Annotated in this window: 24 protein-coding genes; 5 read left to right on the top strand and 19 right to left on the bottom strand. The window is 43.2% G+C overall.

The features are described 5' to 3' along the window. Positions 1-30: 30 nt before the first annotated feature. The 6 genes from AC4CVD_RS03320 to AC4CVD_RS03295 form a co-directional block, all read right to left on the bottom strand. Positions 31-912 carry a metal-dependent hydrolase gene (locus AC4CVD_RS03320; protein WP_087014336.1) on the bottom strand — a complete coding sequence of 294 codons (882 nt, stop codon included), beginning with the start codon at positions 910-912 and terminating at the stop codon, positions 31-33. A 293-nt stretch (positions 913-1205) separates the two neighbouring features. After that, complete coding sequence (gene tuf, locus AC4CVD_RS03315) at positions 1206-2396, bottom strand: elongation factor Tu (RefSeq protein WP_004692776.1); 1191 nt, start codon at positions 2394-2396, stop codon at positions 1206-1208. Positions 2397-2489: 93 nt separating this feature from the next. After that, positions 2490-4625 (bottom strand): elongation factor G, encoded by a 2136-nt coding sequence (fusA, locus tag AC4CVD_RS03310; RefSeq protein ID WP_004694927.1) that lies wholly within the window; start codon positions 4623-4625, stop codon positions 2490-2492. 130 nt (positions 4626-4755) lie between these two features. Continuing rightward, entirely contained in the window at positions 4756-5226 is a 471-nt protein-coding gene (gene rpsG / locus AC4CVD_RS03305) for a 30S ribosomal protein S7 (RefSeq protein ID WP_004694929.1), read from the bottom strand. Positions 5227-5403: 177 nt separating this feature from the next. After that, a complete protein-coding gene (rpsL, locus tag AC4CVD_RS03300) occupies positions 5404-5778 on the bottom strand; it encodes a 30S ribosomal protein S12 (protein ID WP_002050319.1) in 375 nt (124 codons plus the stop codon). A gap of 154 nt (positions 5779-5932) precedes the next feature. Then, entirely contained in the window at positions 5933-7390 is a 1458-nt protein-coding gene (locus tag AC4CVD_RS03295; protein WP_490752033.1) for an EcsC family protein, read from the bottom strand. A 278-nt stretch (positions 7391-7668) separates the two neighbouring features. Here AC4CVD_RS03295 and AC4CVD_RS03290 point away from each other — a divergent pair, with 278 nt between their 5' ends. Continuing rightward, on the top strand, positions 7669-8898 hold the full coding sequence (locus tag AC4CVD_RS03290; RefSeq protein ID WP_004694933.1) for a beta-ketoacyl synthase N-terminal-like domain-containing protein: 1230 nt from the start codon (positions 7669-7671) through the stop codon (positions 8896-8898). A gap of 23 nt (positions 8899-8921) precedes the next feature. Then, complete coding sequence (locus tag AC4CVD_RS03285; protein WP_010325998.1) at positions 8922-9374, top strand: CopD family protein; 453 nt, start codon at positions 8922-8924, stop codon at positions 9372-9374. Positions 9375-9455: 81 nt separating this feature from the next. On the opposite strand, the gene AC4CVD_RS03280 is transcribed toward AC4CVD_RS03285, so the two are convergent. From AC4CVD_RS03280 to AC4CVD_RS03260, 5 genes are all read right to left on the bottom strand, one after another. Continuing rightward, on the bottom strand, positions 9456-10562 hold the full coding sequence (locus tag AC4CVD_RS03280) for an acyltransferase family protein (RefSeq protein ID WP_078426276.1): 1107 nt from the start codon (positions 10560-10562) through the stop codon (positions 9456-9458). Positions 10563-10749: 187 nt separating this feature from the next. Further along, positions 10750-12192: an amino acid permease gene (locus AC4CVD_RS03275; RefSeq protein WP_151836671.1), complete on the bottom strand. Its 1443-nt coding sequence runs from the start codon at positions 12190-12192 to the stop codon at positions 10750-10752. Between the two features lie 142 nt (positions 12193-12334). After that, a complete protein-coding gene (locus AC4CVD_RS03270) occupies positions 12335-12694 on the bottom strand; it encodes a RidA family protein (RefSeq protein WP_004694941.1) in 360 nt (119 codons plus the stop codon). A 37-nt stretch (positions 12695-12731) separates the two neighbouring features. Continuing rightward, positions 12732-13829, bottom strand: coding sequence for an alanine racemase (alr, locus tag AC4CVD_RS03265; RefSeq protein ID WP_490752030.1), 1098 nt, complete (start codon positions 13827-13829; stop codon positions 12732-12734). 36 nt (positions 13830-13865) lie between these two features. Then, positions 13866-15125, bottom strand: coding sequence for a D-amino acid dehydrogenase (locus tag AC4CVD_RS03260; RefSeq protein ID WP_130147654.1), 1260 nt, complete (start codon positions 15123-15125; stop codon positions 13866-13868). A gap of 139 nt (positions 15126-15264) precedes the next feature. On the opposite strand from AC4CVD_RS03260, the gene AC4CVD_RS03255 reads away from it, so the two are divergent. Continuing rightward, positions 15265-15729 carry an Lrp/AsnC ligand binding domain-containing protein gene (locus AC4CVD_RS03255; RefSeq protein WP_004694947.1) on the top strand — a complete coding sequence of 155 codons (465 nt, stop codon included), beginning with the start codon at positions 15265-15267 and terminating at the stop codon, positions 15727-15729. A gap of 84 nt (positions 15730-15813) precedes the next feature. Further along, positions 15814-16557 (top strand): sporulation protein, encoded by a 744-nt coding sequence (locus AC4CVD_RS03250; RefSeq protein WP_078389946.1) that lies wholly within the window; start codon positions 15814-15816, stop codon positions 16555-16557. A 96-nt stretch (positions 16558-16653) separates the two neighbouring features. Here AC4CVD_RS03250 and AC4CVD_RS03245 read toward each other — a convergent pair whose 3' ends face one another. Further along, complete coding sequence (locus AC4CVD_RS03245) at positions 16654-17298, bottom strand: HAD-IA family hydrolase (protein ID WP_078389947.1); 645 nt, start codon at positions 17296-17298, stop codon at positions 16654-16656. A 93-nt stretch (positions 17299-17391) separates the two neighbouring features. Here AC4CVD_RS03245 and AC4CVD_RS03240 point away from each other — a divergent pair, with 93 nt between their 5' ends. Beyond that, a complete protein-coding gene (locus AC4CVD_RS03240) occupies positions 17392-18159 on the top strand; it encodes a hydroxymethylpyrimidine/phosphomethylpyrimidine kinase (protein WP_078389948.1) in 768 nt (255 codons plus the stop codon). Positions 18160-18277: 118 nt separating this feature from the next. On the opposite strand, the gene AC4CVD_RS03235 is transcribed toward AC4CVD_RS03240, so the two are convergent. The 7 genes from AC4CVD_RS03235 to AC4CVD_RS03205 form a co-directional block, all read right to left on the bottom strand. Beyond that, entirely contained in the window at positions 18278-18931 is a 654-nt protein-coding gene (locus tag AC4CVD_RS03235) for a nuclease-related domain-containing protein (protein WP_490752027.1), read from the bottom strand. A 121-nt stretch (positions 18932-19052) separates the two neighbouring features. Continuing rightward, on the bottom strand, positions 19053-19538 hold the full coding sequence (locus tag AC4CVD_RS03230) for a methylated-DNA--[protein]-cysteine S-methyltransferase (protein ID WP_490752025.1): 486 nt from the start codon (positions 19536-19538) through the stop codon (positions 19053-19055). Between the two features lie 33 nt (positions 19539-19571). Further along, positions 19572-19889, bottom strand: a complete 318-nt coding sequence (gene sugE, locus AC4CVD_RS03225; RefSeq protein ID WP_490752023.1) for a quaternary ammonium compound efflux SMR transporter SugE — start codon at positions 19887-19889, stop codon at positions 19572-19574. An 82-nt stretch (positions 19890-19971) separates the two neighbouring features. Then, positions 19972-20289: a quaternary ammonium compound efflux SMR transporter SugE gene (gene sugE / locus AC4CVD_RS03220; RefSeq protein ID WP_005400191.1), complete on the bottom strand. Its 318-nt coding sequence runs from the start codon at positions 20287-20289 to the stop codon at positions 19972-19974. Between the two features lie 233 nt (positions 20290-20522). After that, positions 20523-21449 carry a copper resistance protein B gene (locus AC4CVD_RS03215; protein ID WP_490752021.1) on the bottom strand — a complete coding sequence of 309 codons (927 nt, stop codon included), beginning with the start codon at positions 21447-21449 and terminating at the stop codon, positions 20523-20525. Further along, positions 21436-21729, bottom strand: a complete 294-nt coding sequence (locus AC4CVD_RS03210) for a hypothetical protein (protein WP_490752019.1) — start codon at positions 21727-21729, stop codon at positions 21436-21438. Before AC4CVD_RS03210 ends, AC4CVD_RS03215 begins: the two co-directional genes overlap by 14 nt. After that, positions 21716-23584, bottom strand: a complete 1869-nt coding sequence (locus AC4CVD_RS03205; RefSeq protein WP_490752017.1) for a copper resistance system multicopper oxidase — start codon at positions 23582-23584, stop codon at positions 21716-21718. Before AC4CVD_RS03205 ends, AC4CVD_RS03210 begins: the two co-directional genes overlap by 14 nt. Positions 23585-23625: the final 41 nt, after the last annotated feature.

The raw sequence follows: 23625 nt of genomic DNA, 5'->3' as shown, positions 1-23625 counted from the left end.
GATTTACATCGCTCAAAGAGCCAAAACTGCTTAAAAACCTAATTTTAGCTTCCACTTCTCAAGTAAAGCGTCGGTGTCGTGATGATTAGGATGAAAACCTGGTTTAAAGTACATGATCATTTCACGTGCCATCCCTGTAATAATTCCTTTCGATGGACTATATGCATAGGTATAAATATCTTTCAGCGCAGCCCTGTTCAATTGTTTATCTTGCTTTAATAACCGAAACACAAAATACGACTGCACGCAGAATAAAATGGCCATGGCTGCAACCAGTGATCCCGTTCGTAGTAGATAGGATTTGATTCCCTTTCCAAAAACTCCTTCAAATACATCATAAGCCACAGCTTTGTGCTCATTTTCTTCAATAGCATGCCATAACCACATGGTTTTCATGGTTTCATCGCTCATCAGCTCTTGAATGTGGTTATTGACCAACAACTGAGAGGCAATAGTTGCAGTAAAATGTTCCAGCGCGGTGGTTGCTGTTAAATCCACCATCTCTTGTGTAATACCCACAGGCTTGCCTAGAAAAGCAAACACTTTACGTGTGGTTTGAATTGCACGGTCGGTATAGCGGTCAAGTGTTGCAACATCGTGCCCATACTTTTGCGCAGACGCATTAAAACCTTCATGTTCTTGCGTATGCATCGCTTCTTGACCAATAAAGGCTGAAATTTCTTTTTGTAATTCGGCATTATCTTTGATTGAGGGATGCTGTCTAACGGCACGAACACTGTCGATAAAAAACATTTCACCTGCTGGAAAGAGTGCTGACAGTGCGGTCATAAAATGGGTCAGTCCAGCTGAACCATTCATCCAATATTCAGGTACGCTTTCAAACTCAAAGTTCATCCGACGTACAGGGAAACTCGCGCCCGCACGGTTTGTGATTTTTACCTTCGCATTCATATTTTTGCTCCTATGAATATCCTGAAGACATCCACTGCTTATAGTTGTTTTCGTCTTTTTATCTTACGTGATTAGGCTCCGCCCATAAGTGCAGTTAGGGTCAGCAAAATATCAGTTTAGGACAGTTTTCAGGGTGGATTGTTAGACAATTTAGTGTGCGTAAAGTTCTACGCTATTTTTAGGATGAACACTAAAGCATGCCGTATCTTGCCTAAAATAATCACTTTCGCAGTAAAAATGAATAAATAAAAAAAAGCGCCCCGAAGGAGCGCTTTTTTTACACAATCAGATGATTATGCAGTTACTTTAGCAACTACACCAGCACCAACTGTACGGCCACCTTCACGGATCGCAAAACGTAGACCTGGGTCCATTGCGATTGGGTGGATTAATTCTACTGACATTTCTACGTTGTCACCAGGCATAACCATTTCAACGCCATCTTGTAATTTGATCGCGCCAGTTACGTCAGTTGTACGGAAGTAGAACTGTGGACGGTAACCGTTAAGGAATGGAGTGTGACGACCACCTTCTTCTTTAGAAAGTACGTATACTTCTGCATCGAATTTAGTGTGCGGCTTGATTGCACCTGGTTTAGCAAGTACTTGACCACGTTGTACGTCTTCACGCTTAGTACCACGTAGAAGAACACCACAGTTCTCGCCCGCACGACCTTCGTCAAGCAATTTACGGAACATTTCTACGCCAGTAACTGTAGTTACTTGAGTATCACGGATACCAACGATTTCAACTGATTCGCCTACTTTCACAATACCAGTTTCTACACGACCAGTTACTACTGTACCACGACCAGAAATAGAGAATACGTCTTCGATTGGCATTAAGAATGCTTGATCGATTGCACGTACTGGCTCTGGAATGTAAGTGTCAAGCGCGTCAACAAGAGCAACAACTGCTTCTTCGCCATACTGACCAGCGTCACCGTTAAGTGCAAGAAGAGCTGAACCACGGATAACTGGAGTGTCATCACCTGGGAAGTCATAAGTAGAAAGAAGTTCACGAACTTCCATTTCTACTAATTCAAGAAGTTCTTCATCATCAACAAGGTCACACTTGTTAAGGAATACAAGAATGTAAGGTACACCAACCTGACGAGAAAGAAGGATGTGTTCACGAGTCTGTGGCATTGGACCATCAGTCGCAGCACATACAAGGATCGCGCCGTCCATCTGAGCAGCACCAGTAATCATGTTTTTAACATAATCGGCGTGGCCCGGGCAGTCTACGTGTGCGTAGTGACGAGTTGGAGAATCGTATTCTACGTGTGAAGTATTAATTGTAATACCACGTGCTTTTTCTTCTGGTGCAGAGTCAATTGCAGCGTAGTCTTTCGCTTCACCACCGAATTTCTTCGCACATACAGTTGCAATTGCAGCTGTTAAAGTTGTTTTACCATGGTCAACGTGACCGATTGTGCCCACGTTAACGTGTGGCTTATTACGTTCAAACTTAGCCTTAGCCATGAGATCTTCCTTTTTAAACTACTCATGCAGGATCACTGCATGAGCACTTGGTTTTTAACTATGAATTAGTTTGGGCTTATAGTAATCGAAAGATTACTCGTCGTCACCTTTTTTACCGCCAGACTGGAATTTAGAAATGATGCCTTCAGCCACGTTACGTGGAGTTTCAGCATATTTAGCAAATTCCATAGAGTATGTTGCACGGCCTTGAGACATAGAACGCATTTGAGTCGCGTAACCAAACATCTCTGCAAGTGGAACTTCAGCTTTAATTGCTTTAGTACCGCCAGGCAAGTCGTCCATACCTTGAACCATACCACGACGACGGTTTAAGTCACCCATGATATCGCCCATGTAGTCTTCTGGAGTTTCTACTTCAACTTTCATGATCGGTTCAAGCAAGATAGGATCTGCTTTCATGAAACCGTCACGGAATGCGTAAGAACCTGCCATTTTGAACGATAATTCGTCCGAATCGACATCGTGGTAAGAACCGTCAAACAATGTAGCTTTGATGCCAACAACTGGGTAACCAGCAAGGACACCATTCTTCATACGCTCTTGGATACCTTTATCCACAGCACCGAAGAATTCTTTAGGAACTACACCACCAACAACTTCTTCAACGAATTCGTAATCTTTTTCTGATTCAGGATCCATTGGCTCTAAACGTACGTATACGTGACCAAATTTACCTTTACCACCAGTTTGACGTACGAATTTACCTTCTTGTTCAACTGTTTTCTTGATCGTTTCACGGTAAGAAACCATTGGTTTACCAATGTTTGCTTCAACACCGAATTCACGCTTCATACGATCAACAATGATGTCAAGGTGAAGTTCACCCATACCAGCAATAATTGTTTGACCTGACTCTTCGTCAGTACGAACGCGGAATGATGGATCTTCCTTAGCCAAACGACCTAAAGCAATTGACATTTTTTCTTGGTCAGCTTTAGTTTTTGGTTCAACAGCCAATGCAATTACTGGCTCTGGGAATTCCATACGCTCAAGTGTGATGACATTTTTCTCATCACAAAGTGTATCACCCGTAGTTACGTCTTTAAGACCTACACACGCAGCGATATCACCCGCACGAATTTCTTCAACGTCTTGACGATCGTTCGCGTGCATTTGCACGATACGGCCGATACGTTCACGTTTAGATTTAACTGGGTTATAAACAGAATCACCTTGTTTAAGAACACCAGAGTAAACACGTACGAAAGTTAAGTTACCTACGAATTTGTCGTTCATGATTTTGAACGCAAGCGCAGAGAACGGAGCTTCGTCAGATGCTTCACGAATCGCTTTAGTTTCAGCCTTATCGTCAAGAACACCTTCAATCGCTTTAACTTCTGTAGGCGACGGTAAGAATTCAATTACTGCGTCCAACATACGTTGAACACCTTTGTTTTTGAACGCTGTACCACAAAGCATTGGTTGAATTTGACAAGCCAAAGTTTGAACACGTAGACCAGCAACGATATCTTCTTTAGATAGTTCGCCTTCTTCTAGGTATTTGTCCATTAGCTCTTCAGAAGCTTCAGCAGCAGCTTCAACCATGTTTACACGCCATTCTTCAGCAGTAGCTTGAAGTTCAGCCGGGATTTCACCGTATTCGAACTGCATACCTTGTGAAGCTTCATCCCAAATGATCGCTTTCATTTCGATCAAGTCGATTACGCCTTGGAAGTTTTCTTCAGCGCCAACAGGGATTACTACAGGTACAGGAGCTGCACCTAAACGTGTCTTCATTTGTTCAACAACACGGAAGAAGTTTGCACCTGTACGGTCCATCTTGTTCACGAATGCTAAACGAGGCACTTGGTATTTGTTCGCTTGACGCCATACAGTTTCAGACTGAGGTTGTACACCACCTACAGCACAGTAAACCATACACGCACCATCAAGAACACGCATAGAACGTTCAACTTCAATTGTGAAGTCAACGTGTCCCGGTGTATCAATTACGTTGATACGGTGTTCAGGGAACTGTTTAGACATACCTGACCAGAATGTAGTCGTAGCAGCAGAAGTAATGGTAATACCACGTTCTTGCTCTTGCTCCATCCAGTCCATTGTTGCTGCACCATCGTGTACTTCACCAATTTTGTGAGATACACCTGTGTAGAACAAAATACGTTCTGTAGTTGTGGTTTTACCCGCATCAATGTGCGCAGAAATACCAATGTTACGATAACGAGAAATTGGGGTTTGACGAGCCATGATTTCTTGCATTCCTAAATTTTGTTGTTTAAAACAGGCGCTTTAAGCTGACGAACAGCTTAAAGCGATTCGATGACAGTTTGGCGTAAGCCAAGCTGTCACCCTCCTGAATAGGGGCTGTTTTAGTCGCTTAGAAGCGGTAGTGAGAGAATGCTTTGTTGGCTTCAGCCATACGATGCACGTCATCACGTTTTTTAACCGCTGCGCCTTTACCTTCAGCTGCATCAAGCAACTCACCAGCAAGACGTAAAGCCATAGTTTTTTCAGAACGCTTAGCAGCAGCATCTACTAACCAACGCATAGCTAGAGCAGTACGACGGGATGGGCGTACTTCCATAGGTACTTGATAAGTAGCACCACCAACACGGCGTGCTTTTACTTCAACCATAGGACGAACTTTTTCAAGAGTAGTCTCGAAAAATTCAACTGGGTCTACTTTGTTTTTTTCTTGAACGCGGTCTAAAGCACCGTAAACGATACTTTCAGCAATAGATTTTTTACCATCTTGCATTACATGGTTCATGAATTTAGCGATTGTTTGGCTGCTGAACTTAGGATCCGGAAGGATTTCACGAGCAGCAACTACGCGACGTCTTGGCATTTTAAACTACCTATATATATGACACTTCAGGTTAATCCAGCCGTAGCACAAAGTGTCATGTGCTTTCGCTGGCCTTACTACACGTCGCTTGAATTTCACAAAATTAATGCAGAAATCAGACAAGCGAGACGATAAAGGATTGCAGTTCTAGCGAACTAAGAGGTTAATCTCGAAAGATTATTTCTTAGGACGTTTAGTACCGTATTTAGAACGAGACTGGTTACGATCTTTCACACCAGCACAGTCTAAAGAACCACGAACGGTATGGTAACGTACACCTGGTAAGTCTTTAACACGACCACCACGGATAAGAACAACACTGTGCTCTTGTAGGTTGTGGCCTTCACCACCGATGTAGCTAGAAACTTCAAAGCCAGAAGTTAAACGCACACGGCAAACTTTACGCATTGCTGAGTTAGGTTTTTTAGGTGTAGTTGTGTAAACACGTGTACAAACACCACGACGTTGTGGACAAGCCTTCAACGCAGGAACTTTAGATTTTTCAACTAAAGTCGTACGACCCTTACGGATCAACTGATTTGTTGTTGCCATTTGGCAATTCTCCCGTTAATAAAAAACCCAAAAAAAGACGACTTTTTGAGGGCATGCAATTGTAAGCTAAGACGTAAAAATGGTCAACATTTCAAACTACATGTAATGTTGACCAAATCAGGGCTTTTACAAATTTCTATCTATTTTAAAGGGTTTATTTTTTACTTGGCGCATTTCGTCTTTTTGTAACCTTTTTTTCAGTCGGCTCTACAGCGGGTTTTGCTGTGACTTTTGAAGCCATATTGGGTTCATTTTCCGTAAAAGACTCATTATTGTTCTGTGTGGTCTCCTCAACCTCATCCACTGGATATAAATCTGCAAGATCCTCTTCCATTTGTAGGGCTGGTTGCTGCGGTGCAACAGCATCATGGGGTTCAATCATTTGATCTGCGAGTTGTTCCAGCCCTTGTTGAACACGTTCTTCGGTTGCGACAGGCTCTGTAACTTTGTCAGACTTTTTCTGGATTTTAACCTTGGTAATGCTTTGATGACCATTTAACTCCACTTCAGCCCCAAGTTTCAAATCTGAACCATCGGTCTCTGATGTACTGCGCTGTGACAATAGTCTTGGTGAGGCTTTCACCAAAAGCTCAAGTGAGCGTTCATATGCTGTTAAAGCACTAAGGCTGGTATCTTTTTGTTGGATGATATATTGACGGGCTTCTGAAAAAACCAGTTGTGCTTTTTGGTGTACATCATCAACAAGGCGCCAACTATAAGCTGCACTCACCCCTGCACTGGCAATTGGTGTGAGTCTTGCTAACTTATTCAGTAGCGATAGGTTAGCAATCGACTGCCCCCATTTCAGCTGACCATCGGCATTGATCAACCATTTCTTTAAGGCTTCAATATCATTGCTTGAACCTAAAAGCTGTTGTAACTGAGAGACATCATGGGTTTGCAAGGTATTTGAAATGGCTTTTATCGCCATCAACAAAGTTTGTTTTTCCGCAATCAGCCCAAGATCAATCTGTTTAAAAATAAACTGGACGATGTCTTGATCGGACTCTTTAGTTAAGTCAAAACCATAAGAACGTCCCACTTGGTAGATCATACGTAACGACATCACCAAGGAAGCAGGGACATCTACGGTTGAGCCCACAAAGCCCGTTGCTCCAGTCAGTGCGCCTTGCAAGATAGCAATAATTTTATTTTGTTCGGACAATGCCTGACTAATCCGTTTTGAACGGTCGACATCTTGGGTCAGCATTTCTAAATCACGCACGCCTGCTTCATCTAAAACGGCATCGACCGAGCTCATACTTGAGCTAAATTGATTGAGCTGGCTAAAAAAATAATCTGCGGCTTTATCGGAAAGTTGTGGCGACACAAAATGTGCCACTCGATTTGCGTTGACATAATGACGTCCCAATAAATGACGCGATACTGTCGGCAGATGGTCTCTTAAGACTTGCTGCGGGTGTTCATAACGCTTATTTTTCGATTTTGTTTTTGTACTCGCACTATCACCAGTTGTAGCATTGGTCAGTGCTGAGGCCGTATCTGGGCTCACTTGGTTTAATATGTTTAAACCTGTATGACTGAGCTTTTTAGCCACTCCGAAGGCATTTGAAAAGAAACCACTGCGCTGTTTATTGTTTGAATCCGCCATTCCGTACCCCGTACTTTATAATCTTTCATTTCTAGCTAAATACTAGGTGTAGTACGCATTTATCTCAATAAGAATATGTGTCTTTTAGTAAAGTTGAAATGCCCTGCTCCTGATTTTAAGACAAGTCAAATTGGCATAGGATTTGCCATAAGAATTAAAAATTCTTTCTGCTATTATGATCTGCATTGAAAACATAAGAGTTGCAATTGGCTTAGAAATAAATTGTTGATTCATCTTTAAGCGCAACTCTGCAAAACCACCATATAAGGGATCTTTAAATGAAACGTGTAGTAATCACTGGCATGGGTATCAACTCATGTATCGGTAATACTTTGGAAGAAGTTACTCATGCATTACAAAACGGGATTTCTGGGACACGTTTTAACCCAACCTATGCTGAACTCAATTTTAAAAGCCATATCAGCGCTGCTGCTGAACAAGACTTTGATGGCATCGACCGTAAGCTAAAACGCTTTATGGGTGTTTGTGCCATGTATGCATACAATGCTGCGGTTGCTGCGGTTGAAAATGCAGGCTTAACAGCAGAGCAAATTGGTGGCAATCCACGCTATGGTATCGCGGGTGGTTCAGGTGGTGGTTCAACTGCATCTGTAGTTGAAATGAAAGAATTGTTAGACACCAAAGGCGCACGTAAAGTTGGTCCGTTCTTCGTACCTCGTAATATGTCGAACACAATTACGGCAAACGTTGGCGTTGCTTTTAAAATGCAAGGTGTTGCACACACCATTACCAGCGCATGCGCAACGTCTGCTGATGCAATTGGTTATGCCTATAACCTGATTCAATTGGGCAAGCAAGACCTCATGCTTGCAGGTGGCGGTGAAGAAGATCACTGGTCTCAAAGCTTGTTATTTGATGCGATGGGTGCACTGTGCTCAAAATACAATGACACACCAGAAACAGCGTCTCGTCCTTACTCTGCTGACCGTGACGGTTTCGTGATTGCTGGCGGTGGCGGTTTTGTAGTGCTTGAGTCTTTAGAACATGCGCAAGCACGTGGTGCCAACATTTTGGCTGAAGTTGTGGGCTATGCGGCAAACAGTGATGGTGCAGACATGGTTGCGCCATCGGGTGAAGGTGCGACACGTTGTGTACTGATGGCACTTGAAGAAGCAAAACAACACGGCGTAGACAAAATTGACTATGTGAATACGCATGGTACGTCGACGCCTGCCGGTGACATCACTGAATTAAAAGCAATGGAACGTGCATTTGGCGAAGGTCAAGTTCCTCCACTCAGCTCAACCAAGTCAATGACAGGTCATAGCTTAGGTGCAGCGGGCGTACAAGAAGCAATCTACTCTGTCCTAATGATGCAAAATGATTTTATTGCACCCAACATCAACGTGACTGAACTGGATGAAGGCGCAAAACCATTTGATATCGTGCTTGAAAAACGTGACGCAAAATTGAATACTGTGATGAGTAACAGTTTCGGTTTTGGCGGCGTAAATGCATGTCTCATTTTCAAAAAGTGGGAAGGCTAAGCCGCCCATTTTAGGGTGACTTGATGGATGCTCCTTCTGATGCTTTTTTGTGGGTAAAAGCATTACATATTATTGCCGTGGTGTGTTGGTTCGCTGCATTGTTCTACTTACCACGGCTCTATGTTTACCATGCCATGAGTGATGATGCCGTCAGTCATCAACGTTTCGAGGTCATGGAACGTAAGTTGTACCGTGGCATTATGTGGCCGTCGATGATTGCAACACTGATCACGGCACATTTCTTGGTCGAATGGGGTGATGCAACGCGCCACTACCATGAAGCCCTATGGTTCTACCTCAAAGTCGGCTTGGTTGGACTGTTGGTGATTTACCACTTTGTTTGCGGCTATTACCGTAAGAAATTGATTGGTCATGCGCACTACAAGTCACACAAATTTTGGCGCTTCTTTAATGAAATGCCGACCCTCATTTTATTTGCTGTGGTGATTTTAGTCGTGGTTAAACCGACATTTTAAAATCCCACACTTAAAAAGCCCCGATTGATTCGGGGCTTTTTAATGTCTGTACAAAATCAACAGCACAGTTCAAGATCAGTATTACGAACGTATCCAAGATTGACGAATTTTTAAATTGAGTGGGGTCGAATAATATTTCTCAATCGCCCAACTCAAAATAAACACCGCGATAAAATAAACAGGCAACAACATCAGCTTTTCAGCCGCTAAAGTGTCTTTTGGGAAATACACCACTTTCATTAAGCCGAGAACAATTAAGTGAAACAAATACATTTCATAACTACGCTGCCCAATCCAAACCAAACTCCGTGCCGTGTATGAGGCAGGTTTAACTTTCGGCTCTTGAGAAAAGCAAAATATGAGTAACGCCGTAAGTAACGCAAATACGCTGATACCCCATGTACTCACCTCTTTGATGGGTGCATAAAAATATAAAGCGGTCATCAGCAACGCTGTTACTGCAACAATCATTTTTTGATTGTAAATGGCACCTTTGAAATGCTGCGTATACATTGCGGTGAGGCAGCCAATGGCAATTCCATCGAAACTAGAAAAATAATGATACAGATAAGCACCACTTTCCTCGCCAAAATGGAGGGCACGAAAATACGGTGCATACGCGATGACAGCGAGTAGAAAAACAATAAAGCCTTTGCCTCGACCCAGTGCTAAACACAGGACAGGAAATGCCAAATAGAAAACCTCTTCAACCGATAAAGACCATAATACGCCCAAGGCATAGTTCACCCAGCCGTATTCAATAATCAATAGATTCATCCAGAAACTCAAAGCTGAAAGAATAGTCACAGCATAGGACACCTCTTTGCCATTGGGTGACTGATTGAGAAAGGGTTGCAACCCTAAACTTCCGAGCACACTGACCATCGCAACCAATAACACCAGACACGGTATGATTCGGGCAATACGACGGATATAAAAATCTTTCAGCTTAATCTGCGCCAAAGATCCACTACGCTGTAAGGTATGCTGGGTAATCAAAAAACCTGAAATGACAAAAAACATGGTCACACCATAGTTGCCGTTTCGTGCAAGCAAGGTACTTAAGCTCTCGCCCCCAATGGGGATGCCGAGAAAGGTATCGTGTAATTTATACGGAATATTGAAATGATGAATCAGCACCAATAGGATGGACACGCCACGTAGGATGTCGATTTTATAATTACGCATAAATCATTATTAAAATTTTAAAGTGCCTCATTAAAAGTGAAATCGCCTGATTTAGACAGCTTTTATATATAAAATCATACAATTATCTAACACTGAATTAGAACCTATTGATTCAGCTCAAGCAAAAAGAAAGCCCTACTTTTGCAGGGCTTTCTTTCAAACATCACGAGTACAGAATAAATGTTACTTAGTTATCCAGTTGCTGCCCTAACAGACGCTTTTTCATACGTGGTTTGTACAGCAGTTGATACGTCACGGCTAAAATAATCACCCAGAGTGGACTGATCATTAATGCACGAAGGGTATCCGCCTCTAAACTCAAAATAATCAACGTAAAGAACAAGAAGATTAAGACCACATAAGACATCCAAACACCGCCCGGCATTTTAAAGGTCGATTTTGCATGTAGCTCAGGACGCAATTTACGGTAGCGGATATAGCACACCATAATAATGCTCCAGATACTGATGAACAGAATCACACACAATGAACTGGCTAATGTAAAGGCTTCAACCGTATTTGGTACAAAGTACTGTAGCGCCGCACCTGCCATGATAAAAGCACATGAGAAGAATAAGCCTTTCGCTGGTACAGCACGTTTTGATAGACGAGCTAGACTCTGCGGAGCTTGCCCTTCTCTTGCCAAACCAAACAGCATACGTGATGTAGAGAACACGCCACTATTCATTGAAGACATCACTGAAGACAGCACCACCAAGTTCATAATGATGGCTGAAGTCGGAATACCTGCATGTAAAAATAGTGAAACGAACGGACTTTGATCCGCAGGAATTTGATTCCACGGCGTCACCGACATCACCACAAATAATGACAAGACATAGAACAAAATGATACGGGTTGGAATCGCATTCACTGCTTTAGGTAAGTTCTTTTCAGGATCTTTGGTTTCAGCAGCCATGGTTCCAATTAGCTCTACACCGACAAAGGCAAAGAGTGCAATTTGAAAACCTGCTAGAAAGCCACTACCACCTTTAGGAAACATGCCGCCATGCGACCAGACATTGGTAAAGCTGGAAGCCGTGCCATCCGGTGAGTGAAAATGGCTGAATACCATAAAGCCGCCTATCACGATCAGCCCTAAAATGGCTAAAATTTTGATTAAAGCAAACCAAAATTCAATTTCACCAAAGAGTTTCACAGTCAGCAAATTTAACCCAAGGACAAACAGCACACAGCCAACACTGATTAAAGCCTGCCCCATGGGAGTAAAGGCCATGTCTGGCGGGAGCCAAAAACCAAGATAGTTAATAATGGCTGCCAAGTCCGCAATACCGACCAAGACCCAACCGAGCCAATAGGACCAACCGATATAGTAACCCGCACCCGGCCCAATCAGATCATGAGCCATGTCGATAAACGACTTATAGTGCAAATTTGACAATAAAATTTCGCCCAATGCACGCATCAGGAAGAAGAACATGGTTCCGATAATCATATAAATGATCAGAATCGAAGGACCAGCAAGAGAGATGGTTTTGCCCGAACCCATGAACAGGCCCGTACCAATCGCGCCACCAATGGCAATCAATTGCAGGTGGCGGTTGGATAATTTCCGTTGTAATTCATGCGATGATGCATTTGCACCGTCAGCTTGTGGGGTAGTCGTCATAATTTAACATCCTGTTAAAGTCCTTTTTTGCGTATAAACCATGTTCATACAGTGCTCGTTATCCTAACGGGCGGCATTTATACGCTCATCAGCACTTCGGTTGAAACCCAAGCGCTGATATACACGGGGAGAGTTTAAAAAATTAGTTTTGTGCAGCCGTCACTGCAATTTCGATCAACCAGTTTGGATTAACCAAATCAGCCTGAATCGTGGCGCGCGAAGGTGCTACACAACCATTCATCCAATCAATCCAAATTGCATTGACTGTAGAAAAATCAGAGAGATTTTTGATGTAAAGCTGAGCCGATAACAAACGTGATTTATCTGTATTTGCCAAAGCTAAAAGCTCATCAATTGTTGCTAAAATTTCACGGGTCTGGCCTGCGACATCATTGTCGGTATTCTTTGGCACTTGCCCTGACAAATACACCACTTGATTAAACACAGTGACTGCACTCATGACTTCGTTGGTGTTGAATTTTTGAATGTCTGAATGTGACATAGGTCTTTCCTTGTATGAAACTGTATAAAAATAAAATTTAATCTTGGATAAAATTGACACGTGCAGTGACAGCACACATCAGCTCATAGCCAATCGTGCCTGAACCTGCTGCGACTTCATCAATGCTGAGTACAGCATCCTGTTTCGATGTACCCCACAGCACCACTTCACTGCCGACTTGGGCATTTGGAAGGTGAGATAAATCGACCGCCAACATGTCCATGCTGACACGCCCGACCAAGCGGCTGCGTTGTCCATCAACTAAAATAGGCGTACCTGTTGCGGTAATCCGTTGATAACCATCGGCATAACCACAAGCCACAATACCCACACGCATGTCGCTTTCAGCAATGAACTTTGAGCCATAACCGACGCTATCGCCTGCTTTTAATTGCTGAATGGCAATCAACTCGCTGCGCAAACTCATGGCTGGTTGCAAGTCCCAGTCCTGAATCGAATGGCTTGGATAATCTGGAGAACTACCATAGAGCATGATGCCGCTACGGATCACATCCGACTGCAACTGTTCATGGCGGAGAATGGCTGCACTGTTACTGACTGAACGTGCACCCGGTAGATCATGGGTGATGGCATCAAATAACTGACATTGATGCGCAATGCCTTCACGTCCGAAACGCTCACCATCGGCATCCGAAAAATGCATCATATGGGTCAAGCGTTGAACTTGAGGCAAACTGGAAAGCTGCTGCCACACTTGACGGTATTGTTCAGGACGGAAACCTAGACGGTTCATACCGCTGTTCATTTTTAAATAAACATCGAACTGCGCCTCTAAAGGAAAACGCGCTAACCATTCGAGTTGATATTCACTATGAATACTAAAGCTTAGATCCAACTCATGGCAGTCAAATAGATCTTGCTCTGAAAAAATACCTTCGAGTAACAGAACTGGACCTGTCCAGCCCAAGGCCCGAATACGTTTCGCCTCCGCCAAATCGAGCAGCGCAAAACCATCGGCAGATTTGAACGCTTGATAGACGCGTTCAATCCCATGACCATAGGCATTGGCTTTAACCACCGCATAGACTTGGCTATTCGGCATTTTCGTGCGGGCAACATTTAAATTATGCTGCAGTGATTGGCTATGAATCACTGCAGTAATTGGACGCGGCATTTTCTTCTTCCTTGAATCAATATGACCTAAAACGGATTAGGCTGCTGAAGGATAACGTTGAATCGATAGACCTTCAGTACTGATGTCTGGTTGATGATTCATCACCAAGTCACTAATGAGCTTGCCTGAACCGCATGCCATGGTCCAGCCCAAGGTGCCATGTCCTGTATTCAAGAATAGGTTTTTAAAGCGGGTCGCGCCAATAATCGGTGTAGAGTCTGGTGTCATTGGACGTAAACCCGTCCAGAAACTTGCTTCAGCTAAATTTCCACCTGGGAATAAGTCTTGAGTCACCATTTCCAAGGTTGCACGGCGGTCTTGATTTAAACCGTGGTTGAAACCGCTCAGTTCCGCCATACCGCCCACACGGATACGTTCATCAAAACGCGTAATGGCAATTTTATAAGTTTCATCAAGAACCGTAGACTGCGGTGCAAATGCAGGATCTACAATTGGAATCGTCAGTGAGTAGCCTTTGACAGGATACACAGGCAAATTCAAATTCAAGGGTTTTAAGAAATCACGTGAATAGCTGCCAAAAGCAAGCACATAGCGGTCTGCTGTAAGCACTTGGCCGTCAACCACCACGCCTTTGATTTCATCGCCTTCAACCACAAGTTTTTCAACATTTTGGTTAAATTTGAATTTTACGCCCATGTCTTTGGCAAGATTGGCCAAAGCATTGGTAAATAGGTAACAGTCTCCTGTTTCATCATTCGGCAGATGCAAGCCGCCGACCAGTTTGTCTTTGGCATATTCTAAGGCTGGCTCAACTTTGGCTAAGTCATCTTTCAATAGCAGTTCGTAGTCGACGCCGCATTCTTTTAACACTTGGATGTCACGCTGCACTGCATCCAGCTGCGCTTCATTACGGAAAACCTGCAAAGTTCCTTTCGCGCGGTTTTCATAGTGAATGCCGGTTTCTTTGCGCAGTTCACGCAAGCAGTCACGGCTGTATTCAGCAACACGCGTCATACGTTCTTTGTTAATGGCATAGCTTTGCGGATTGCAGTTTTTCAGCATTTGCGCCATCCAGTTCAGCTGCCACATGCTGCCGTCAATGTTAATTGCCAATGGAGCATGATGCTGGAACATCCACTTTACAGCTTTAAAAGGAATACCCGGTGCAGCCCACGGTGTAGAATAACCTGGAGAGATTTGCCCTGCGTTACCAAAGCTAGTTTCTTCAGCAGGACCAGCTTGACGGTCTAAAACCGTAACGCTTGCGCCTTGTTGTGCAAGGTAATACGCACTTGCAACACCGATGACACCACTACCTAAGACAATTACACGCATGACTGATCCCTTACACACACACTAGTTTATTTAACTAGTATATTTTTAGGTTAATAGTTTTTTTCACTGTTTTTAACATTATAATCTAGGTAAATCTCCATTTTTGTCGCGCTAAAATTCTAAACATAGGAAATTTATAATGCGTAAATTAGATCGGATTGATCAGCAGATTTTAGATATTTTGCAGCGCGATGGACGAATTGCGATTAGTGAATTGGCCTCTCGCGTTAACCTCTCAACCACACCATGTTCGGAACGCGTCAAACGCTTAGAGCGCGACGGTATTATCATGGGTTACTACGCACGCCTCAATCCGCAACTGGTCGATCGAAACTTATTGGTGTTTTTAGAAATTAAGCTATCAGCCAAGTCTGGCGATGTGTTTGATCAAGTGGCGCGTGACTTGGTCGAAATTCCTGAGGTTTTAGAATGCCATCTAATTTCAGGTGAATTCGATTATTTAGTTAAAGCCCGTTTAAAAGAAATGAGTGCCTACCGACGCCTATTGGGTGATTTACTAAAAAAACTGCCCTCTTCAGCGTCATCGCACAGTTATATTGTGATGGAAGAAGTCAAAGAAAGTTTTTATTTGGACATTCGCTAACAGCTTATTAAAAATATGCATCTTAAAAATGCATTCACTTTAAATGTTTAAAACCTATCGATTCCCTATTGGAAGTTCTGCACCATGTTTAACAAACTTATGTCTAGTCTTGGCTTACAAGGCATTCAAGTGGATACTCGTCTACACACCACCGCGCCACAAGCGGGACAAGCCATTCAGGGTGAGGTTATTTTTAAAGGTGCTGCGTCTAATAAAATTATCAACGGTATTTATTTAAAGCTCATGACCACAGCCGAGGTTGAGTCAGACGATGCTGAGTACAATAGCGCGTTAAGTATTGCCGAATGGCACATTAGCGGGGCTTTTGAGTTACAAGCCCATCAGTCACATGCATTTCCTTTTTCGATTCAACTACCCTTTGAAACGCCAGTTACAGATGTGCCTTGCCGCGTCAATAAAACTAGAGTGTGGTTACATACACATTTAGATGTGGACTGGGGGCTCGATGCCACTGACAAAGACTATTTACAAATTTTACCGACACCGGCTATGCAGGCGTTTATTCAAGCCATGCAGCAATGCAGTTTTCAGTTGATGACCGTCGATGTTGAAAAAGGTCAACTACGTGGCAACGGCTTCCACTCGAGCATTGGTTGTTATCAAGAACTTGAATTTAAACCTACGCAATTGTTCAACAGCATCAATGAAGTTGAAGTGTCCTTTGTGGCAGAGCAACATCAAACCCATGTGCTTTTAGAAGTGGATCGTAAATTTCGTGGTGATGGCTTCAACAGCCTTACCATTCCCCATCAGCAGGCCAATCCGGCACTGTTAGTGAATGAAATTAGACGCATGTTGGGACTTTAATTTTTAATCACTGCGCACAACTGTTTTAATGTAGAAAGTAGTGCGCAGTCAAAAAAGGCGTTATTTAAATCCTGTCCGAATTAAATTCTGTCTGAGTTAAATCAAGTCCAAGACATCGGCAAAGGTTTTAATTCGCGCTTTAGGTGCGGCTTCCGTCAACTCTTGATCAGAACCATAACCGTATTCCACCACAATGGTTTCAATGCCGTTGCGACGTGCACCCAAAATGTCATGCTCACGATCGCCAACCATCAGACATTCTTCTGCTTTTAACTGCTCTTTTTCTAAAATATAAGCAATCAAATCTCCCTTATTGGTGCGCTCACCGTTCAGTTCACTGCCATAGGGATGCACAAAGTATTGCAGTAAATTGAAATGCTCTAAGATTTGACGGGCATAGACTTCTGGTTTTGCTGTCGCCAAATATAAGTGATAGCCCTGCTCGGTCAGTTTTTTTAAGGTCGGTTCAACATCGGCAAATAAATGGTTTTCATATAAACCTTTCACCGCAAAACGCTCACGATAGCCCAATAAAGCTTGCTCTGCCAAAACATCGTCCACTGCAACATTTAAGAGTTTTGCCAAAGACGCTTTTAGTGGTGGCCCAATAATCCAGTCAATGTTTAGATCTTCAGCAATGGGATGTCCGACTTTGTTTAAGCCATAACGCGCACTGGTGGTAATGCCAACTTTTGGATCTGTTAATGTTCCATCTAAATCTAGCAAAATATGTTTAATCACAGCTGATCCTTCTTGGGCTTTAAATAAAATACTATCGAGAGTTCTGCTAAAGTTGCCTATACTATCGCAAATTTTCGCAACAAGGATATTTCTGTGCGCGCAACCGTACTGTGCTTTTCTGGTTTAGACCCTTCAGGTGGTGCTGGTTTACAGGCCGATATCGAAGCGATTGGTCAAAGTGGTGCGCATGCAGCCATTGCGTGTACAGCACTCACTGTTCAAAACTCGCAACAAGTGTTTGGCTTTGAAGCAACGTCAAAAGAATTGCTGTTAGCTCAGGCCCACGCTGTTGTCGGTGATTTACCGATTAAAGCCGTAAAATCTGGCATGTTAGGCACCACAGATAATATTGCAGCACTGGCTGAATTTCTACGTGAACATCCTGAGTACAAATATGTGCTCGACCCTGTTTTAGTAGCGAACAGTGGAGGTTCACTGGGTGATCAAGCCACCTTGGTCAAAGCCTTTGTTGAGCTGATCCCATTGGCGGACATTATTACCCCAAATACAGTTGAACTACGAGCGTTAACAGGTCTCGATGACTTAGCTGCCGCAACACAAAAACTGTTTGAAATGGGTGCCAAAGCGGTATTGGTGAAAGGTGGTCATGAAGACACACCTGACTATATTCGTAATGCCCTGTTTGTGAATGGCGAGCTCATTTCTGAAACTCGCTGCCCGCGTTTAGCCGGTGAATATCACGGTTCAGGTTGTTCGCTGGCAAGTTTTATTGCAGGTCGTTTGGCGCAAGGTGACAGTGTTAAAGTCGCAGTACATCATGCCGAAACATGGCTCTTTGGTGTATTAAAACAGGCAGAAACACCTGTTGAAGGCGGTCAAAAAATTCCGAAGCGTTTTTAAGTTAGAAAAAAAACTGCAAAGGTAAAAGCCAGTCCATGAAGAAATGGACTGGCTTTTTTTTAAATTCTAGATTTTATTTTCGGTGCAAAATGAATGTGTCACCTTTGGAATGGAGTATTTAACCATCTTGATGGCGTTGTTTTAAATGTGCCACATGCTCACGGTTGGTTTTCCATGACTTCTCTAACACTTCTTTTTCGATCCGAAGCTGAATCCGTTTCAGTTTCATCGCTGGAATCACCACTGTGTCAAAGGTCTTAATATAATCGACCCATGCTTTACCTTTAAATACCGTACTGGGCATCGCAGTTTTAAACTCGCATTCAGGCATAAACACCACAGCAGAATGGATATAATCTACATCAACAATATCTTGCAACACACTTTGCAAAACTTTGACGTGTTTATAATTTTGATGCAGCGGATTTTGAAATTTAAAGCTCTTTTTATAAATTTTTTGCGTCCACATCTTTTGACGCTCACCACCAAAAATCCACCCCTTATAGTTTTTGGTTTCAATCACAAAAACGCCAAAAGGGCTCAATACAATATGGTCTATTTGAGTTGTCCCGCCCTGCTCATCAGGCAAAGTCACATCGTTAATTAGAGTATAACGCTCATCCAAATACAATTTCACATGCGCTTGAACTGCGAACTCGCCGAACTTTCCTTTCAGATAAGGCTTAAACGCTTTTAAAAGGCCGATCCCGAACAAGATCAGTAGCATCCACCACAGTTCTGAAAACACATTCCCCACAATTTGACTCATCATATTATTCATCGTTATTTGAGTTAGAGACACGATTCTTCAAAAGAATACACATTAAAAGACAACATACTGATTTTAAATTATTAAACTAGAAATACGAGCGTAAAAACTCCGAAACACACGCTTAATTCGCAATTTTCTCAAGTTTCAATAAAATATCTTTATTGTCCAAACCGCCTGCAAAGCCGACCAATTTTCCATTCGCCCCCACAACCCGATGACACGGCGCAATAATTGAAATCGGATTTTTGCCATTGGCTGCACCCACTGCACGAACGGCTTTTACATTGCCGATCTGTAGCGCAATATCTTTATAGCTTCGGGTTTCACCAAACGGAATTTGCAGTAAAGCCTGCCAAACTTGCTTCTGAAAACCTGTCCCCGCAAAATCCAAAGGCAAATCAAAACATTGACGTTTTGCCACAAAATACTCGCTCAACTGTCGTTCAGTTTCCAGTAAAATCGGATGCTGATTGTGTTCGATCAGCTCAGCTAAACGTACCCGTTTGGGGTTTTCATTTTCCCACAATACGGCAACCAAGGCTTGATCATGTGCCACCAGTCTCAGTACCCCGACAGGAGATGGCATATATTTAAAAAATAAGCGCATGGTTCACCACAAAAATTGTCTATGTATACAATATTATGACGATGAAAGTTTCATCAGTACAAGCCCAGAAATGACTAAAACCGCTGCGAGCATCCGCATGGCATTGGCAGGTTCACCTAAAATCAAGATACCAACCAAAAATGAACCAATCGCGCCAATCCCTGTCCAAACCGTATAGGCTGTGCCCAAAGGTAAGGTCTTCATGGCATAAGACAGCAGCGCAAAACTGGCCACCATAAATACGAGGGTTAAAATACTCGGTGTCAGTTTAGTAAAACCATCCGATACTTTCATTGCATAAGCCCAAACCACTTCGAGCAATCCTGCAACTATTAAAATCACCCACGCCATACGCAAAACACCTTTTATTCCGAGCAGAAACAACAAAGCTTCAAACGAAGGATCGCTTGAAGCTCTACATATTTGAATGAATTTAGCTTGATGAGAGTTTCATCAAAATCAGTCCCGATACAATCAGCACCGCAGCAAACATCCGCATAGCTGTCGCGGGCTCACCTAAAATAAAAATCCCCACCAAGAAAGACCCTATCGCACCAATTCCGGTCCAAATGGTATACGCGGTCCCTAGCGGCAAGGTTCGCATTGCATAGGCCAGTAAACCAAAACTTAAAATCATGAACACAATGGTAATGATGCTGGGTGTGAGTTTGCTAAACCCTTCGGACAGTTTCATTGAATATGCCCAAACGATTTCAAACAGACCCGCAAAGATAAGAAAAACCCAAGCCATGATACTGACTCCTCTTTACTAGAGTCAGGCCGTCCTGACGAATTTTCTCAATATGAGGGAGGTCGTTCCTCCTAAATATGCCTCAAATTATAGCAAAGAGCGCACCAAAATGAATTATTTTCACATTTAGAAATCATTAAAGCGCAAAAAAGAGTGATCCGAACCAGCAGATCACTCTTTCAGCACAACCTTGGTGCAATCTTAGATATTCACTTTAAATCTAAACTTCTGGCTTAAAATTTAAAGCGGAGACCCATTCCGTACTGCCAACCTTTCTCTTCGTCACTTTCAGCCTGCCAAGCCGTCGCTTCATTGCCTTTGCTATATTCATAGGCAATGTCCACATAAGGCATGACTTTTTTGCTGATTTCATAACGCGTCTCAAGACCGACAGCTGCATTACTAAGGCCTGATTTTTTGGCATATTTAGAGTCATCACTGAAAATAATGTTCAGATCTAAATAAGGTTTGAAAATCAGCTTTTGGGTCAGTAACAAGTCCCGCTCAGTTTCTAAACTAAACGCAGCATAGTTGTCTGCACCAGCATATACGTAAGCATCGGTTTCAAAGAAATACGGCGCTAAACCATGTAGGCCAAGCACCCCATCCACTTTGTCTTCCGTATCCCATCCCTGCTGTTCACGCTCCACCTTTTCAGCTCGGTAACGTGCACCCGCCTGTACATCCCAAAAGTCTGAGATCATACGGCTATACAGCACTTTGGCATCATATTCAGCCTTATGCGCTTCCTGCTTATCCGCATGTACTTTGATAAACAGCTTATTTTCATCTGTCCCGATACGGGTTTCAAACTCAGACTTTAAACTGCCATCGCCGTCTTCATTCAGCAACCATTTGTTATCGACAGTGGTGACCGCATAAATTTGCGCACCATGCTCTTTGCGGTGATCATGCGTATGTGCTGTTGAGTCATGATTCATCTGCTGTACATGTTGTGCGCTAGCCTGTGGAACAGCTTGAGTTGGAGTGGTCATCACCTGATGCTGTGCATGTTGTGACATCACGGACTCAGTGGTCATGGACATATTTGCATTTGCTTCAGCAGGCATATGATGCCCTTCATGCGCCATAGCCGCAGCACTCATCAACACGAAAGAACAGCTCACTATGCTTTTAGAAAAAAGATTAATGGTGTACATGATGATCTCCTTTCTGAGCCTTCGACTGTTTGCTTGATTGAGTCTGAGCTTGCTTCTCCGATGAAGACTGACTAACCGCATTTTTCTGTTTCAGCATCTGAGCATGCTCATCGGCACTATGCTGATGATGCTCATATGCCATATCTTTGGACTGAACTTGGCTTGTAGATTTGGCTTTTTGTTTTTCATGCTGTGCATGAGATTCGGCAGCCATAGCAAACGAACTCAATAAGACACTAACAGCTAAAGTAAAACCTGAAAAAAGATTAATGATGCGCATGTTCATCTCCTTTTGGTTCAACTTGAGCTGCTGTTTTTTGCTCTTGAATTGGGGTGGTGGACACTTGACTATCACTCACATTAGCCACAATCAGTTTATTCATCATGCCTGAGCTCATGTGGTAAAGCAGATGACAGTGAATGGCCCATTCGCCTAACTCATCTGCGGTCAGTAAAGCAGTCACTGTTTTGCCCGGTGGCACAATCAAAGTGTGCTTATTCGGCATATCAACAGCGGCTTGTCCATTTTCCAGTTGCATAAACATACCGTGCAAATGCATCGGATGCGCCATCATACTGTCATTGATAAATTTGATCCGAATACGCTCACCGTACTTCACTTTCAACGGTTCAGCGTCGCTAAATTTTTTCCCATTGATGGTCCACAAATAGCGCTCCATAGTTCCACCCAAACGAATCACTAACTCGCTCGTCGCCTCACGGGTATCTTTTTGAGGCTCTAAGGATTTCAGATCGCTATATTGCAATGCCTTATCACCTTTAGGAGTAGAGGCATTCGCCCACCCATACACTGGTGTAACAGCTTCCTGTACCGAAATTGCTGTCGTATTCTGTTGCGCATGACCCATCTGTGTATGATCCATCTCAGACATGGTCTCATGATTCATCTTTGAATGATCCATACCAACCATCGCCGCATGATTCATCTTCGAATGATCCATTTCAGGCATCGCTTCAGGGTTCATTTTGGAGTGATCCATTGCAGGCATCGCTTCATGACTCATCTTTGAGTGATCCATACCTGAATGTTCTGAGCCGTGTCCCATATCTTCCATGGTCAACAATGAGCGTGGACGTGGCGCAGGCATATCTATGCTCTGTGCGATTGGGGTCAACTCATTGTGTAAAGTTCCAATGGCGTAGCCTGAACGGTCAATCGACTCTGCTTCAATTTGATAATGCCCTGCTTTCGGTTCCACAATCACATCATAAGTTTCAGCAGTTCCAATCCGAAACTCATCCACAGGAACGGGTTTAACAGGCTGACCATCTGCACTGACTACCGTCATTTTTAAGTGAGGAATACGGATATCAAAAAATGACATGGCTGAAGCATTGATAAAACGCAACCGAACCTTCTCATTCGGCTTAAACATACCTGTCCAGTTCTGCTCAGGCGTTTTACCATTGATCAGGAAGGTATAACCCGTAACATCCGACAGATCCGTTTTTAGCATGCGCATTTGGTTCCACATGGAACGGTCTTGCCACGCGGCTTTTAAGCCCTCGCGCTGTACTTGTTTCCACACATCAGCAACGGTTTCACGCTGATTTTGATAATATTCGGCAGAAATTTTCAGATTCTTCTGAATTTGTTCACTACTCTGCTCATGGAAGTCCGACAGCATCACCACATAGTCACGCTCAGTTTTTTCATGCTGAGCTAAAGGCTTTTTGTCTTTGGGATAAATGACCAATGCGCCATACAGCCCATCTTGCTCTTGTCCTTTCGAGTGTGCGTGATACCAATAGGTTCCACTTTGGCGCACTTTGAACTTATAGACAAATTCGCTCTTCGGCTGAATACCATTAAACCCATTAAAACCTGGCACACCATCCATTAGCCCGGGCAAAAGCAAACCATGCCAGTGGATCGATGAATCCTGTTTTTTTAAGTTGTTTTTAACCCGAATGACCGCATCATCGCCCTCCTCAAATTCAAGCAAGGGAGCTGGAAACTGTCCGTTGACACTAATCCGCTTGAGCGACTTGCCGGTTAAATTGACGGGACTTTCATCAATCACCAATTGGTATTCTTTGACTGCGGCAAAGCTCCAAGAAGATGACATCAGACATGCCCCAAGGACGAGGCTTTGTTTAAATTGAATAGACATGACTAAATCCTAATAATTTTAAAAATAAAGTTTTAAAAATC

Source organism: Acinetobacter sp. LipI_23 (assembly GCF_058243045.1).
Note: the sequence above shows the minus strand (reverse complement) of the source record. Positions and strands in the feature narration are given on the sequence as shown.